The 14,729-nt window shown below is 38.0% G+C and carries 13 protein-coding genes and 1 tRNA gene; 9 read left to right on the forward strand and 5 right to left on the reverse strand.

Features of this window, described 5'->3' with window-relative positions:
- The first annotated feature begins 3 nt into the window (after positions 1-3).
- From M0G43_RS02625 to M0G43_RS02635, 3 genes are read left to right on the forward strand one after another with little or no spacing between them, the layout of a single operon-like run.
- Entirely contained in the window at positions 4-888 is an 885-nt protein-coding gene (locus M0G43_RS02625) for a cupin-like domain-containing protein (RefSeq protein WP_248023290.1), read from the forward strand.
- A complete protein-coding gene (locus tag M0G43_RS02630) occupies positions 881-2,560 on the forward strand; it encodes a C45 family autoproteolytic acyltransferase/hydolase (protein WP_248023292.1) in 1,680 nt (559 codons plus the stop codon). The genes M0G43_RS02625 and M0G43_RS02630 overlap by 8 nt, the downstream gene beginning before the upstream one ends.
- A complete protein-coding gene (locus M0G43_RS02635) occupies positions 2,560-3,861 on the forward strand; it encodes a phenylacetate--CoA ligase family protein (protein WP_248023293.1) in 1,302 nt (433 codons plus the stop codon). Before M0G43_RS02630 ends, M0G43_RS02635 begins: the two co-directional genes overlap by 1 nt.
- 53 nt (positions 3,862-3,914) lie before the next feature.
- Here the strand turns inward: M0G43_RS02635 and M0G43_RS02640 are convergent.
- Both M0G43_RS02640 and mce read right to left on the reverse strand, forming a co-directional pair.
- Positions 3,915-3,988: transfer RNA gene (locus tag M0G43_RS02640), tRNA-Ile, on the reverse strand.
- 49 nt (positions 3,989-4,037) lie between these two features.
- Positions 4,038-4,442 carry a methylmalonyl-CoA epimerase gene (gene mce / locus M0G43_RS02645; protein ID WP_248023296.1) on the reverse strand — a complete coding sequence of 135 codons (405 nt, stop codon included), beginning with the start codon at positions 4,440-4,442 and terminating at the stop codon, positions 4,038-4,040.
- A 210-nt stretch (positions 4,443-4,652) separates the two neighbouring features.
- Here mce and rbfA point away from each other — a divergent pair, with 210 nt between their 5' ends.
- Both rbfA and M0G43_RS02655 read left to right on the forward strand, forming a co-directional pair.
- Positions 4,653-5,048 carry a 30S ribosome-binding factor RbfA gene (gene rbfA, locus M0G43_RS02650; RefSeq protein ID WP_248023297.1) on the forward strand — a complete coding sequence of 132 codons (396 nt, stop codon included), beginning with the start codon at positions 4,653-4,655 and terminating at the stop codon, positions 5,046-5,048.
- A complete protein-coding gene (locus tag M0G43_RS02655) occupies positions 5,049-6,251 on the forward strand; it encodes an ABC transporter permease (RefSeq protein ID WP_248023298.1) in 1,203 nt (400 codons plus the stop codon).
- 2 nt (positions 6,252-6,253) lie between these two features.
- Here the strand turns inward: M0G43_RS02655 and dusB are convergent, their stop codons facing one another.
- Entirely contained in the window at positions 6,254-7,246 is a 993-nt protein-coding gene (gene dusB, locus M0G43_RS02660) for a tRNA dihydrouridine synthase DusB (RefSeq protein WP_248023300.1), read from the reverse strand.
- 79 nt (positions 7,247-7,325) lie between these two features.
- Here dusB and M0G43_RS02665 point away from each other — a divergent pair, with 79 nt between their 5' ends.
- The 3 genes from M0G43_RS02665 to M0G43_RS02675 are packed head-to-tail and all read left to right on the forward strand — an operon-like array spanning position 7,326 to position 9,636.
- Entirely contained in the window at positions 7,326-8,069 is a 744-nt protein-coding gene (locus M0G43_RS02665) for a prolipoprotein diacylglyceryl transferase family protein (protein ID WP_248023301.1), read from the forward strand.
- Positions 8,059-9,450, forward strand: a complete 1,392-nt coding sequence (locus M0G43_RS02670) for a radical SAM protein (protein ID WP_248023303.1) — start codon at positions 8,059-8,061, stop codon at positions 9,448-9,450. The genes M0G43_RS02665 and M0G43_RS02670 overlap by 11 nt, the downstream gene beginning before the upstream one ends.
- Entirely contained in the window at positions 9,451-9,636 is a 186-nt protein-coding gene (locus M0G43_RS02675; RefSeq protein ID WP_248023304.1) for a hypothetical protein, read from the forward strand.
- Between the two features lie 199 nt (positions 9,637-9,835).
- Here M0G43_RS02675 and M0G43_RS02680 read toward each other — a convergent pair whose 3' ends face one another.
- Positions 9,836-11,065 carry a M20/M25/M40 family metallo-hydrolase gene (locus M0G43_RS02680; RefSeq protein WP_248023305.1) on the reverse strand — a complete coding sequence of 410 codons (1,230 nt, stop codon included), beginning with the start codon at positions 11,063-11,065 and terminating at the stop codon, positions 9,836-9,838.
- Positions 11,066-11,153: 88 nt separating this feature from the next.
- Between M0G43_RS02680 and M0G43_RS02685 the strand changes: the two genes are divergently transcribed.
- Positions 11,154-12,260, forward strand: a complete 1,107-nt coding sequence (locus M0G43_RS02685; RefSeq protein ID WP_248023307.1) for a TolB family protein — start codon at positions 11,154-11,156, stop codon at positions 12,258-12,260.
- 3 nt (positions 12,261-12,263) lie between these two features.
- On the opposite strand, the gene M0G43_RS02690 is transcribed toward M0G43_RS02685, so the two are convergent.
- On the reverse strand, positions 12,264-14,687 hold the full coding sequence (locus tag M0G43_RS02690) for an outer membrane beta-barrel family protein (RefSeq protein ID WP_248023308.1): 2,424 nt from the start codon (positions 14,685-14,687) through the stop codon (positions 12,264-12,266).
- Positions 14,688-14,729 lie beyond the last annotated feature (42 nt).

The following is a 14,729-nucleotide window of genomic DNA, read 5'->3' on the forward strand; positions in this document are numbered from 1 at the left end:
CTTATGGGAACGATTAAAACCATACCGATTGAGCGGATTAAATCTATCAGCAAACAGGAATTCATCGAGCGCTATTATAAGCCTCAAAAACCTGTATTGATTGAAGATTTAACGAAGGATTGGCCAGCGTATGAAAAGTGGAATCTTGACTACATTCAAAGTTTGTCTGGCGACCAAATCGTGCCGCTTTACAACAATGAGCCCACGAAAGGACGACAAAACTCTGTAGTGCCTGCAAAAAAAATGAAGCTCTACGACTATATCGACATTCTAAAAACGCAACCTACCGATTTACGAATGTTTTTCTTCAACGTGCTTCAAAAAATGCCAGAACTGACAAAGGATTTTTCTTACCCAGACATTGGTTTGAATTTCTTTAAAAAACTGCCTGTAATGTTTTTTGGCGGAAAAGGTTCAAAAGTATTGGCTCATTACGATATGGATTTGGCCGATTTGGTCCACGTACATTTTCACGGCAATAAACACGTTACATTATTCGCTCCAGAACAGGCCAAACATCTTTACAAAGTGCCTTTTACGGTTCATAATCTGGAAACGATTGATATGGACAATCCTGATTTTGAGAAATATCCTGCGCTTCAATCGGCAGAAGGTATTTCGGTGAAGATGAAACACGGCGATGCATTGTATATGCCAAGCGGTTATTGGCATTACATTACCTATGACGATGGTGGATTTTCCATAACGCTTCGTGCGTTTCCAAGAAAACCGCTTCGATTGGCAAAACTGTTCAAAAATATCATCTTTATGCGAACGTTTGAAAATATGATGCGTCGTATTGTTGGGCAAGGTTGGGTCGATTACAAAGAGGAAAAGATGGTGCAACGTATGAACAAAAACTATCACAAAAAGCATCCAAGTGCTTAAAAAACGATACATAGTCTGTTTTTCACATCTTTTTGTTGCCCTTTTTTTATTCAATTCCTGCGGCATCAAGAAGTCCATCAACAACCTTCCGGATATTTCAGGCTATAATGCCAACATTCCAGAGCGCATCAAAATCAATGATTCGACTTATACTGCTGGCAATAGTTTTTTGACCAAAAACAAACAAGGGCAATGGGAACTGTACGTAGAAGGTGACCCGTTAGAAATTGGATTGCTGACCGGAAGCTTGACCCAAGAATTGATGTACACCCAAGAAAAGGTTTTTTTTGACAAAATCAACGAGTTGGTGCCTTCGGAAGGCAAACAGAAGTTCCTTCGCAAATTTCTGTCTTGGTACAATCGCAAAATGTACCGGCACGTTCAAGAAGAATATAAATCTGAAATTTATGGCGTATCTAGATATGCGTCGGATGATTTTAACACTATTTCGACGCCCTATTTACGCTCTTTGTACCTTCACGGTGCGCACGACATTGGGCACGCCTTGCAGGATTTGGCGTTGGTAGGTTGTACATCGTTCGCGGCTTGGGATGAAAAAACAGAAGATGGCGAATTGCTTCTGGGTAGAAATTTTGATTTTTATGCAGGTGATGCTTTTGCGGAAAATAAAATTATCGCCTTTGTAAATCCTGATGAAGGCTATGATTTTATGTCCGTTACTTGGGGCGGATTTATTGGTGTGGTGTCTGGTATGAATGAGAAAGGTTTGACAGTTACCATTAATGCTGGAAAATCCAAAATTCCTTTGGTAGCAAAAACGCCTATTTCAATCGTAGCAAGGGAAATTTTACAATATGCGTCGAATATTGACGAAGCCGTCGCCATTGCAAAAAAGCGTGAGGTTTTTGTTTCTGAAGCGATTATGATAGGAAGTGCCGCAGACCATAAAGCCATTCTGATTGAAGTGTCGCCGAACAACTTTGGAGTGTATGAAGTCGAAAACAGTGATGAATTGATTTGCTCTAACCATTTTCAGAGTGAAGCGTTTGAAGACGAACGTCGCAATCAAAAAGCTATTGAAAATAGCCATTCCGAATATCGATATGAGCGTATGGAAGAATTGCTATCCAAAGAACAAAAACTCACGCCTAAAAAAGCTGTAGAGATTTTAAGAAACAAAAATGGATTGAATGATAAAGTGCTTGGCTATGGCAACGAAAAGGCCATCAATCAATTGTTGGCACATCACGGCATTGTTTTCAAACCAGAGGAATTGAAGGTTTGGGTATCCTCAAATCCCTATCAATTGGGAGAATTTGTAGCATATAATTTGAATGTTGTTTTTAAGAACAGAGAAAATAATCCGTCAATCAAAAGTCTGTCAATATCCGAAATGAATATTCCTGAAGATGGATTCGTTCAAACAAAAGCGTTTCAAGATTATGAGCAATATCGTCTATTGGAGCATAAAGTGGAACTGGCAATCGAAAACAAATCGCATATTAATGAAGATGACTTGAGGGTTTTGATTAAATTAAATCCAGATTATTGGAAAGCCTACAATTTGGTTGGTCAGTATCACTATCAAAATAAAAACTTTAAAGAAGCATTGAAAAACTTTGAAATGGCAAATTCCAAGGTCGTTACTACGGCTGTAGATGAAAAAGAATTGCGTAAATTCATCAAGAAATCAAAACGAAAAGCAAACTGATGAATCCCGATATCGAAAGACAATCCATCCAAGACATCAAAAGTTATCAGGAAGAGCAGTTAACAATCGCGTTACGATATCTGCAGGAGAATTCTCCATTTTATCAAAAGCTTTTTAAAAAACATAACATTGATTTATCTGAAATCAAGACTTTGGAGGATTTGGTAAAAATCCCAACAACGACCAAGGATGATTTACAACAGTTCAACGATGACTTTTTGTGCGTGCCAAAGAAAGACATCATCGATTATGTCACCACTTCAGGAACTTTGGGAGAACCCGTAACGTTTGCTTTGACAGACAAAGATTTGAACCGTTTGGCATACAACGAATCGAGGTCGTTCACTTGTGCGGGAGTCGATTCCAATGACATTCTTCAATTGATGACAACAATGGACCGTCGATTTATGGCAGGATTGGCATATTTTTTAGGCGCACGTAAATTGGGAGCAAGCATCATTCGAGTTGGCGCAGGTGTGCCAGAATTGCAATGGGATTCAATTTTAAAGTTTAATCCGACCTATTTGATTGGAGTGCCTTCATTTTTATTGAAATTGATTGACCACGCCAAAAAACACGCCATCTCTCTAAAAGATAACTCGATTAAAGCAGCCATTTGCATCGGTGAACCCATTCGAAATGAGGATTTTTCACTGAACGCCTTGGGCCAAAAAATAACCAAAGATTGGAACATTGAATTATTCTCCACCTATGCGTCTACTGAAATGAGCACGGCATTCACAGAATGTTCAGCGCAACAAGGCGGTCATTTGATTCCTGAATTGATCATCGCTGAAGTGCTTGACGAGAACTTCCAACCTGTTTTGGAAGGTGAATTGGGAGAACTCACAATAACTACGTTGGCGGTTGAAGGGTTGCCTTTGCTTCGTTTCCAAACAGGAGATATGGTTCGTGCATATCAAAAACCTTGTGGCTGCGGAAGAAATACGCTGCGCTTAAGCTCAGTCATAGGCCGAAAACAACAGATGATTAAGTATAAAGGTACAACCCTCTATCCACCAGCGCTTTTGAACGCATTAAATCAATTTGAAGCTATAGAATCTTTTGTCATCGAGTTAAAACACACAGATCTCGGAACCGATGACCTCATCATCAAGATTGCTACACACGAACCTACCGAAGCTTTTCTTCAGGAAGTCCAAGACCATTTTAGGGCAAAATTACGTGTAAAACCTACCATTGAATTCCACGACATCGCTGCGATTCAAAAATTACAATTTCCGGCAAGGAGTCGCAAACCTGTATTGGTGATTGACCATAGAAACAAATTGCATGAATGATAATTTGCAGTAAAACAAAAAACCCTTCTAAAAGAAGGGCTTAAATTTTGTTGTGGTCCCACCTGGGCTCGAACCAGGGACCACCTGATTATGAGTCAGGTGCTCTAACCAACTGAGCTATAGGACCAGTTAAGAGGATGCAAATCTAATATATATTTTAATATGCCACAACAATTTTATGGCTTTATGTCTTGGCATAATTCTATCAAAACGCCATTGGTCGTTTTTGGATGAAGAAACGCCACAAGTTTGTTGTCTGCTCCCTTTTTTGGAGTTCTATTTAAAACTACAAACCCTTCCTCGGATAGCCGTTCTATTTCGGCCTCAATGTCATCCACAGCAAAGGCGATGTGGTGAATCCCCTCGCCTTTTTTCTCTATGAACTTTGCAATAGGACTTTCAGGGTTGGTTGCTTCAAGCAACTCTATTTTATTGGGTCCTGACTTAAAGAAAGACGTTTTGACACCTTCGCTCGCAACTTTCTCTATTTTATAATGGGATTCGCCAAACAACTTGGCAAACAATTGATTTGATTCATCTAGATTCTTTACCGCAATCCCTATGTGTTCTATTTTTTTCATTCCAACTTCCCGTGAAAACGGGAATCTCATTAAATTAAACAAAATCTCCGGTTCAAATAAACACTCTTAATGAAGAGCTTGTCAACTTTGTTCTTCAAAAATACGATAATCCTCAAATATGCTCTATTTTTGTGACGAACAATCAATTATTGATGTTTATTTTTTAAATTGAAACATCTGATGGATTGGTTTGATTAAAATTGGAATATTTTGGAAGAAAGTCAAAGACAGAAGAAAATAGGAGGCATACTGCAACAAGATTTGGTAGAAGTGCTTCAAGGCGCTGCCACCAAAGGCGGTCTGAAAGGGGTCATCATTTCGGTGAGCAAGGTGAATGTCACGGCAGATTTGTCGATTGCAAAAGTATATTTGAGTATTTTCCCTAATAAAGAGGCTGGAGAATTGCTCAAAGGAATTCGTTCAAACACGCCTTTGATTCGTCACGAATTGGCGCAGCGTACTAAAAATCAATTGCGGCGTATGCCGAACTTGGAATTTTTTATTGATGATTCCCTTGAATATATTGACAGAATTGAGAAATCCTTAAAAAGGGAGGAAGATCCTATTAAGGACAACGACCTGCTCGAAAAACGCAAAAAGTCTTAAGTGAACTTCGCTCTCTACATCGCCAAGCGCTATTTATTCACAAAAAGCAGCAGCAATGCCATCAACATTATGACCATCATTGCCGCTTTTGGAGTGGTAGTGGCTGCCGCGGCCTTGTTCATCGTATTGTCTGGTTTTGGTGGCTTGAAAGAGTTTAGCCTAGGATTTTCATCCGTTGTCGATCCTGATATTAAAATCCTTCCTGCAAAAGGCAAATCTTTTGTGCTTACGGAAAAAGATTCTGCTTCATTAGCCAATATCAAGGGTATTTCAACCTTTTCAAAAATAATTGAGGAAAGAGTCATTGTAGAATTTGACAATAAAAACCTCTTGGTGACACTAAAAGGCGTCGACGCCAATTATCTAGATGTGACTAAAATAGATTCAATGATAATTCAGGGGAATTGGTTTGAATCTGGTTCGGGTCAAATGGTAAGTGGATGGGGAATAGCCCATAATTTATCAATGGGAATTTTGGATTATGGCAAAAACCCTCGCATCTATGTGCCCAAGCCAGGAAAAGGGCAAATCAGTTCTGTAAAAGGGGCTTTCAACTCATTAACAGCTTTAAATATTGGTGTGTTTCAAATAAATGAAGATTTGGATAACACCTACGTATTCACTGATATTGTGAACGCGCGTTATTTGATGAATTACAATAAAGACCAGGTAAGCGCCATAGAATTAAAATTGATGCCCAATAGCGACGAATCAGAAGTCATCGCTGCAATTGAAAATAGTCTTGGTGACAAAGTCATTGTTAAAAACAGAGCGCAACTCAATGATGCGTTGTATAAAATGTTGAATACCGAAAATCTTGCGGTGTATTTGATATTCACTTTAGTGATAATCATTGCGTTATTCAATGTTATTGGAGCTTTAATAATGATGATTTTAGACAAAAAACAGTCGCTTCACACACTGTTTAATTTGGGAGCAACAACCAAGGACATCAAAAAAATCTTCTTCCTTCAAGGTAGTTTGATGACTATTCTGGGCGGAATCATTGGTGTGGTGTTGGGAATCATCGTTGTATTTCTTCAACAGAAATTTTCATTGTTAATGCTCACAACCTCTCTTCCCTATCCTGTAACATTAGAGTTGGTGAATGCAGCAATTGTATTGATAACAATTGTCGTTTTAGGTGTATTGGCTTCTAAAATCGCATCTAGCAGAATTAGTGAAACTTTGGTTAGAAGTTGATTTTACGCAAATTCATATCCTGAAAACGCCTCAAGCACCTCATCGAAAGCAGCAAAAACATCAACAGAATCATCACTGGTCACCATTTTCATTCGATATTCCTTGAAGTTTGGAATGCCTTTGAAGTAATTGGTATAATGACGTCTGGTTTCAAAAACACCAAGCTTCTCCCCTTTCCAGTCAATAGACATTTGTAAATGCCTTCTTGCGGCATCTACGCGTTCTTCCAAAGTAATCGGCCTAAAGTGCTCTCCTGTTTTGAAAAAATGTTTGACTTGCCTAAAAAACCAAGGATTCCCGATGCTGGCACGCCCTATCATACAGCCATCCAAACCATAAACGTCGCGCATCTCCATCGCTCTTTCTGGCGAATCCACATCGCCATTGCCAAAGACAGGAATATGCATACGTTGATTGTTCTTCACTTCTGCAATCGGCTTCCAGTCAGCATTGCCTTTATACATTTGGGCTCTTGTTCTGCCGTGTATCGAGATGGCTTGGCAGCCTACATCCTGAAGTCGCTCGGCAACCTCTACAATTCTAATGGAATCGTGATCCCAACCCAATCGGGTTTTAACAGTGATTGGTAGTTTGGTGCGCTTTACCATTTCTTCAGTAAGCTTCACCATCAAATCGATATCTTTAAGAATTCCTGCGCCAGCGCCTTTGCAAACTACCTTTTTTACAGGACAACCAAAGTTGATATCAATGATGTCTGGATTGGATTTTTCAACAATATCAACCGTTTGAAGCATACTATCCAATTCGGCACCAAAAATTTGAATACCCACAGGACGTTCCTTTTCATAGATATCGAGCTTCATAACGCTCTTGGCAGCATCACGAATCAATCCTTCACTCGAGATAAATTCCGTGTATACTACGTCAGCGCCTTGCTCCTTGCATAACGCTCGAAACGGTGGGTCGCTCACATCTTCCATTGGCGCTAAAAGCAATGGAAAATCAGGAAGTTGTATGTCACCTATTTTTGGCATCGATTCTATTTTGAGGCAAAATTACATTATTTTGTCTAATTGTGTATCTTCATCAAACTTAAACTCAAATTGATACTCTTTGAATATTCCTTTTGAACCGAGCGCATTTGGTGTCCCCATAAATACTCATTTGATACTCGAATATTTGGCATTTTTCGTGGCTTTTAGATATTATATGTATTTGAGAAAGAAAAGCCAAGATCCAATCAACACAATGAATCGTCTGTCAATCATTCTTGGCGCAGTCATTGGCGCACTTATTGGCTCTCGACTCATTGGGTATTTGGAAAATCCTTTGATTCAAATTAGCAAGGAAAACATTATTCAAGTGTTGAACACAAAAACCATAATGGGAGGCTTGTTCGGAGGTTTGCTTGGGGTAGAAATTTCCAAAAAGATTATAGGCGAAAAACAATCTTCAGGAGATTTGTTCACTTTTCCGATTATTCTCGGGATTTTCATTGGCAGAATTGGTTGTTTCCTTCAAGGAATCAATGAATTTACCTACGGGAAAGCCACTTCTTTTTTTATGGGAATGGATTTGGGCGATGGTTTAAAACGACATCCTATTGCGTTTTATGAATTGATATTTTTATTACTCCTTTTTGGGTTTTTGAAATGGCTTCAAAAGGTAAAAACACTTGAGAATGGAATGATTTTCAAATATTTTATGATACTGTATTTCGGCTTCAGGTTTTTAATTGAATTTTTAAAACCAAATACTTTTTTTGTAATCGGATTGAGCACCATTCAAATTCTTTGCCTAATTTGTCTACTATATTATCAAACAACAATTTTAAATCTATTGAAACGTGCCAGTTAGAAAATACACATACTATGATTTTACCTTAAGTCTATGCCACGAATGCCTGAAACGTGTAGATGCAAAAATTGTTTTTGAAAATGAAAAGGTTTATATGTTGAAGCGTTGTAATGAACACGGAAACAGTAAGATTTTGATTGCTGATGATATCGACTATTATAAAAACATCCGCAATTACAACAAACCATCGGAAACGCCTTATACATTCAATACCAAAACGCATTATGGTTGTCCTTATGATTGTGGTTTGTGTCCAGACCACGAGCAGCATTCTTGTTTGAGCATTGTGGAAGTGACCGACCGTTGCAACTTGACGTGTCCAACCTGTTATGCTGGTTCGTCGCCAACCTATGGAAGGCATCGCACGTTGGACGAAATCAAAAAGATGTTGGATACGATTGTAAAAAATGAAAAGGAACCCGACGTGGTTCAAATTTCAGGTGGCGAACCCACTATTCATCCCGAGTTTTTTGAAATTTTGGACTATGTCAAAACATTGCCCATTCGGCATTTGATGCTCAATACCAACGGCGTCAAAATCGCAAAGGACAAAACATTTGCCGCAAAATTGAAAACATATACGCCTGACTTTGAAATCTATCTTCAGTTTGATTCTTTTGAAGACAATGTTCTCCGGGAATTGCGTGGCGCAGATTTGGCAAACATACGTCAGCAAGCACTTGATAATTTAAACGAGTTGAACCTTTCCACAACACTTGTGGTAACACTTCAAAAAGGTTTGAATGACCACGAAATAGGAAAAATCATCGATTTTGCCTTAAAGCAAAAATGTGTGAGAGGTGTCACCTTTCAACCCACACAAATTGCTGGTCGCTTGGACCATTTCAACCCTGAAACCGACCGTATCACTTTAACTGAAGTGAGGCGAAAAATTTTAGAGCAAACCTCTGTTTTCAATAGTGATGATTTATTGCCTGTGCCTTGCAATCCAGATGCTTTGGTAATGGGTTATGCCTTGAAACTAGATGGAGAGGTTTATCCTTTGACACGCTACATTAACCCTAACGACTTATTGGACAACAGCAAAAACACAATTGTTTATGAGCAGGATGAAGTACTACACGGTAAAATGATTGAGCTTTTCAGTACAGGAAACTCGGTAGAAGTTGCTGAAGAAAACCTGAAATCGATTATGTGCTGTTTGCCAAACATCGATGCGCCAAACTTGGGTTATGATAACCTGTTTAGGGTGATTATTATGCAGTTTATTGATGCCTACAATTTTGATGTGCGAGCCATCAAAAAATCTTGTGTGCATATTGTGGATAAGGATTATAAAATCATACCTTTTGAAACGATGAACCTCTTTTATCGAGATGACAAAAAAGAGTTTCTTCATAAACTTCAAAATCAAGTTTAGATGGATTTAATTGCAATCATTTTACTTGTAATGTTCGGGCCACCTATTGTATTGACGGTTATTGGCAACAATCAAACCGATAAAAAAAAGGCGAAAGTTTACTATATTGTAGCTGTTGTTTACCTTTTGATTGGCTTGGGAATTTGTGGCACTATATTATATAGTTTAACCAACAATTTTAAATGATGAGAACTTCAATGCTTGACGCCGACTATACTGGAATAATAGTAATTGTATTGTGTATAATGTTTGGTCCTCCAATTCTATTTACAATTGTTGGTGTGGCAAATTTTAAGAAAAGGAGATATACAGCAAAAGTATGTTTTATAATTGCGGCTGTTTATCTATTAATCAGTCTAGGAGTCTGCGGAAGTATGATGATGCTCTAAAACTTCAAATCCGCTTCTATTTCCTTGCCATTTCTATTTACTATAACTTTGGTCTGATCACCTTCTTCAAAAACAGATAATGCTCGCATATAGCTCATCATATCGACGATGGTGCTATCGCCTAATTTTACCACAATGTCACCTTTTTGGAGTCCTGCTTTTTGAGCTGGCTTATCTTCGCTGACGCCATCAATACGCATTCCTTTGCCATCAAACAAATAGTCAGGGATCACTCCAAGACCAACCTTAAAACGAGGAACTTCTTCGCTTTCATTCTTTGTCTTTCTAAAAGCCAATTTCCCTGCCTTGTCCAAGTCAGAAATGATGTCAAAAATATAGTTGGAAATGGATTCCATCCCTTCAAAATTCAACTTATCAAAATCATCTGTTGGCTTGTGATAATCTTCGTGTTGACCAGTGAAAAAGTGTAACACAGGAATGTCATTCAAATAAAACGAGGTATGATCAGAAGGGCCAACACCGGATTCCTTTTCAATTAAGTTAAACTTGTTGTTATTGGCTGTCAATGTCTGTTTAAAACGCGGTGAGGTTCCAACGCCATAAACTGCCAAAGTACTATCAGCTTTCAAACGTCCCACCATATCCATATTAATCATATAGTTAGCTTTTGTGATGTCGAATGTCGGGTTCTTCACAAAATAATTGCTTCCCAATAAGCCCATTTCTTCCCCGGAAAAAGCCATAAATAGATAATTGTTGCCTTTATTGGCATCCTTAAGTTTATTGACAAGATTCAGCATCACGGCGACACCACTGGCATTGTCATCTGCGCCATTATGGATGGCCTTCTCCTCACCTCTGTAAAGTGAGCCTTCGCTTCCAAAACCCAAATGATCATAGTGCGCACCAATGATAATGGTGTTTTCCGCTTTGTTGTCGATATAGCCCAAAACATTTGTTCCAGTTATGGTTCCATCTTCTTTCATTGTGGTGAAAGACACTTCACTATGTGGATCTGTTTTCGGCTTAAAACTGAATGTTTGATAGAATCCATCTGTTCCTTTTGGTTGCAAACCCATTTCCTTAAAGCGTTTTGAAATATAATTTGCCGCTTCCTGTTCTCCTTTGGTGCCAGTTTCCCTGCCTTCATAGCTGTCAGCGGATAAAACAGTCACATCTTCTTTGATAGAAATATCGGTTTTTTGGTTCTCTTTTTTACAGGAAACGAACACCGCCAAAAAAAACAATAGGTATATGGATTTCATCTTGATATATATTAATTTTGCGCAAAATTAGTCATTATTTAAATAAGCCCGCAAGGTTTTAGCCTTTTGCAATAACCTATTCCGCAATATGAAATATATTCTCTCTCTTGTATTAGCCATTTCATTCCTGTCTTGTAAAAATGAAAAGGAATTGAAGTCTCAAAACAAACGTTCAGAAACGGTCGCAACAGACTCAAAAGACTTCTTGATTTTTCCAGAGGAAAAACATTTCAAATCTCTTAAACAGATTACGTTTGGTGGCGATAATGCTGAAGCTTATTGGAGCTTTGACGACCAACAAATCGTATTTCAATCCAATAATACAAAATGGAATGTGAGCTGCGATCAAATGTTCTTGATGAATGCCGACGAAACCTTTGAAAGCAAAGTTCCGCCAATGATCAGTACCGGAAAAGGCCGTACCACTTGTTCTTATTTTTTGCCGGACAATAAGCACATTATTTATGCTTCAACACATCTTGGTGCCGAAGAATGTCCAGAAACGCCAATGAAAGTCAACGGTAAATACATTTGGCCAATTTATGAGAGTTACGACATTTTTGTGGCAGATTTGGAAGGCAATATCACAGCCCAATTGACCAATGAAAAGGGTTATGATGCCGAACCAACCGTTTCTCCAAAAGGAGATAAAATTGTGTTTACTTCAACACGAAATGGTGATATTGACCTGTATACAATGAACCTCGACGGAAGCGATGTCAAACAAATCACATTTGAATTGGGCTATGATGGAGGCGCTTTCTTCTCTCCTGATGGTACCAAAATCATTTTCCGCTCTTCAAGACCTAAAACCGAAGCTGAAATTGCAGAGTATAAAGATTTGTTGAGTCAAGGATTGGTACAACCTACCGAAATGGAACTGTACATCTGTAATGCAGATGGCAGCGATTTGCGCCAATTGACCAATCTTGGAAATGCCAACTGGAGTCCGTTCTTTTTGCCAGATGGAAAGCGTGTTATTTTCTCATCAAATTTTGAGGCCGAACGTGGTTTTCCATTCAATCTGTATATGATTGGCATTGATGGAAAAGGTCTTGAGCGCGTGACGCACAGCGAAACATTTGATGCGTTTCCTGTGTTTTCAAACGATGGGAAAAAGTTGATTTTTTCTTCCAATAGAAACAATGGTGGCGGAAGAGACACCAATTTGTTTATTGCCGAATGGCAAGACTAAATTTTAGTTGTTTTTGATTTCCAAACGCTCCGTTTCTTGTTGTGCTTTGGTACGCTGATTAGTTTCTAAATTGGTGTTTCCGAACTTATAACGGAAGCCCAATTTCACAAAACGGTTGTCCATATCTAAATGCGCTGAACTAAACTGGTTCAAATATCTAGTAGATTCGTCAAAATCCTGTGTGTTGAATATATCTTCAGCTGATAGCGAAATGATCGCCTTATTGTTCCAAAGAGATTTGGAAACTGATAACATCGAAACAATTCTATCCTCTATGATTCTGTAGCCTTGAATGTTTTTACCAACATATAGCATCGTAAGGCTCGCATTAAGGCTTCCATCCTTCAAAAATGTAAAATCATTCTGAAGAATACTATAATTAGACCATTGGTCTTGTTGCACATTTACATCATCAAATTCAGCGTTGTCTTGAATATTATAGAAAGAGGTCACAGCATAAACCGACCATTTATTAGTGACGTAGAAATTGGCTAAAAAGTCAAAGCCAAACTCACGTGTAGTATCAAAATTAAAAGGCAAATAGGTGATGGTATTGCTGGAATTATCTTGTCTAGGTAATTCGTAAATATTGTTTTTCGATCTTTTGTAATAGGCTTCAACAGTAAAATACTTGTAAAATGAGGAACCAATTACCGCGTGATCCGTTAAAATAGGTTGAAGCGTCGGATTACCAGAAACAATTGTAAAATCATTCAAATAAAACTGAAACGGATTCAAATTTTGATAATCAGGTCGTTGAATGCTTCTTTTATAATTGGTGTATAACGAAAAATTATCAGAAACCGTATAGCTTAAGCTTGCCGTTGGAAACCACTCTAAATAATCTTGTTTATTCGTCACATCGTCCAAAACAGAAAAACCTTTAATGTCTGTTTGTTCGGCTCTCAAACCAAGTGACATGCTTAACTTTTCCCAATCTTTTGAATAATTGATATAACCCGCAAAGATTGTTTCGTCATAATCAAAAGCATTGGTGTTATTGACGTCAACAGTTTCTATTCCATTATTGATGTCGAATTGCGTAATATAACTTTCACTTTGGATATTGGATGTTTTAGCGCCAACTTCAAGAACAGATGTTTCGCTCAAAGGCAGAACATAGTCTAATTGTCCAGTAAAAATATTGGTGTGTTGATTATTATCAGTTCGAAATGCTGTGCTTTGAAGAAAAGTGTCGTCGGCATCAAAGTAATTGCTCAAAACATTTTGGTCTCTGTTGTAATCAAACGTTGTGTAATGTGCGTTTGCACTTATCCTCTCTCCTGCTTTCTTGAATTTATGTACATAATCCAAATCAAATCCAAGATTATGTTTTGTATCGTTCGAAGCATTATTTGTAAACAGATACGAGTCAAGGTTTTGGGCACCATCAAGAATATCTGTATTGTTTTTTACCAAATATTTAAAATAAGGCATCACGAGCATATTCGAGGACAAACTCAACGTGTTGGAATCATCAATGGCATAATCAAAATTAAAATTGAAATTATGAGTGTTCGACCAAGTATTTCTGTTGATTCGCGACTTAAAAATATCTGTGATTTGATTGTTTTGGTCCAAATAATTAACTGTGTTGTCTTGGTCTCGGTTGATTTTATCGTGTGAATAGGTATAGTTGGCAAAAAAATCAATTTTTTCATTCTTGAAGAAATGGCTCATACCGGCATCATACCTTGGAAAAACGCCCTGCGTATAATTTCCAAATACATTCCCGCGATAACCTGTTATAAGGTTTTTACTCATTACAATGTTGATGACCGCACCACTTTCGGCATCATATTTTGCCGATGGATTTGTGATCACCTCAACCGATTTAATATTGCTTGCTGAAGAGCCTTCAAGAAGCTGTGCCAATTCATCATTGGTCAAATGCACCTTTTTATCATTGATGTAAACTGTCGGAGTGGTGTTTTTCACCTGAATGCTATTGTCCAGCACCAAAATACCTGGTGTGCTTTTCAAAACCTGCATCATATTGCCTTCTATCAACGCTGTGTTTTCAATGTTGAACACCAGTCGGTCTGCTTCTTTCTTAAGCGTTGGTTTTCTGGCAATGATATTTATTTCATCCAACTGTTCAGAGTCCTCTTCAAGAACAACAGTACCTAAATCAATATTTTCTGTCAATTCCACAGATTGATAGACATCCTTAAAACCCAAAAAACTGAACTTCACAAGATAATTGTCCTTTGAAAGTTTATCAAAAAGAAAAAAACCTTGTTCGTTAGTAGAAACACCGTTGACAATTGTAGAGTCTGGTGCCTTCATCAAAAGCACATTGGCATACGTCACTGGTTCTCCTTGTGCATCGTCAACAAACCCAGAAATTGAAAGTTCTTGAGCAAAACCTAAAGTTGTTGACAACAGGGCACAGAAAATTAGAAGAGAAAAAGTAGGTCGTTTCAAATCGTTTCTTGTTAATTATTGCAATATATAAATAGTTTTAGA

Origin of the sequence: Subsaxibacter sp. CAU 1640 (genome assembly GCF_023156585.1) — a bacterium.
Taxonomy (GTDB): Bacteria; Bacteroidota; Bacteroidia; order Flavobacteriales; family Flavobacteriaceae; genus JBPOFM01.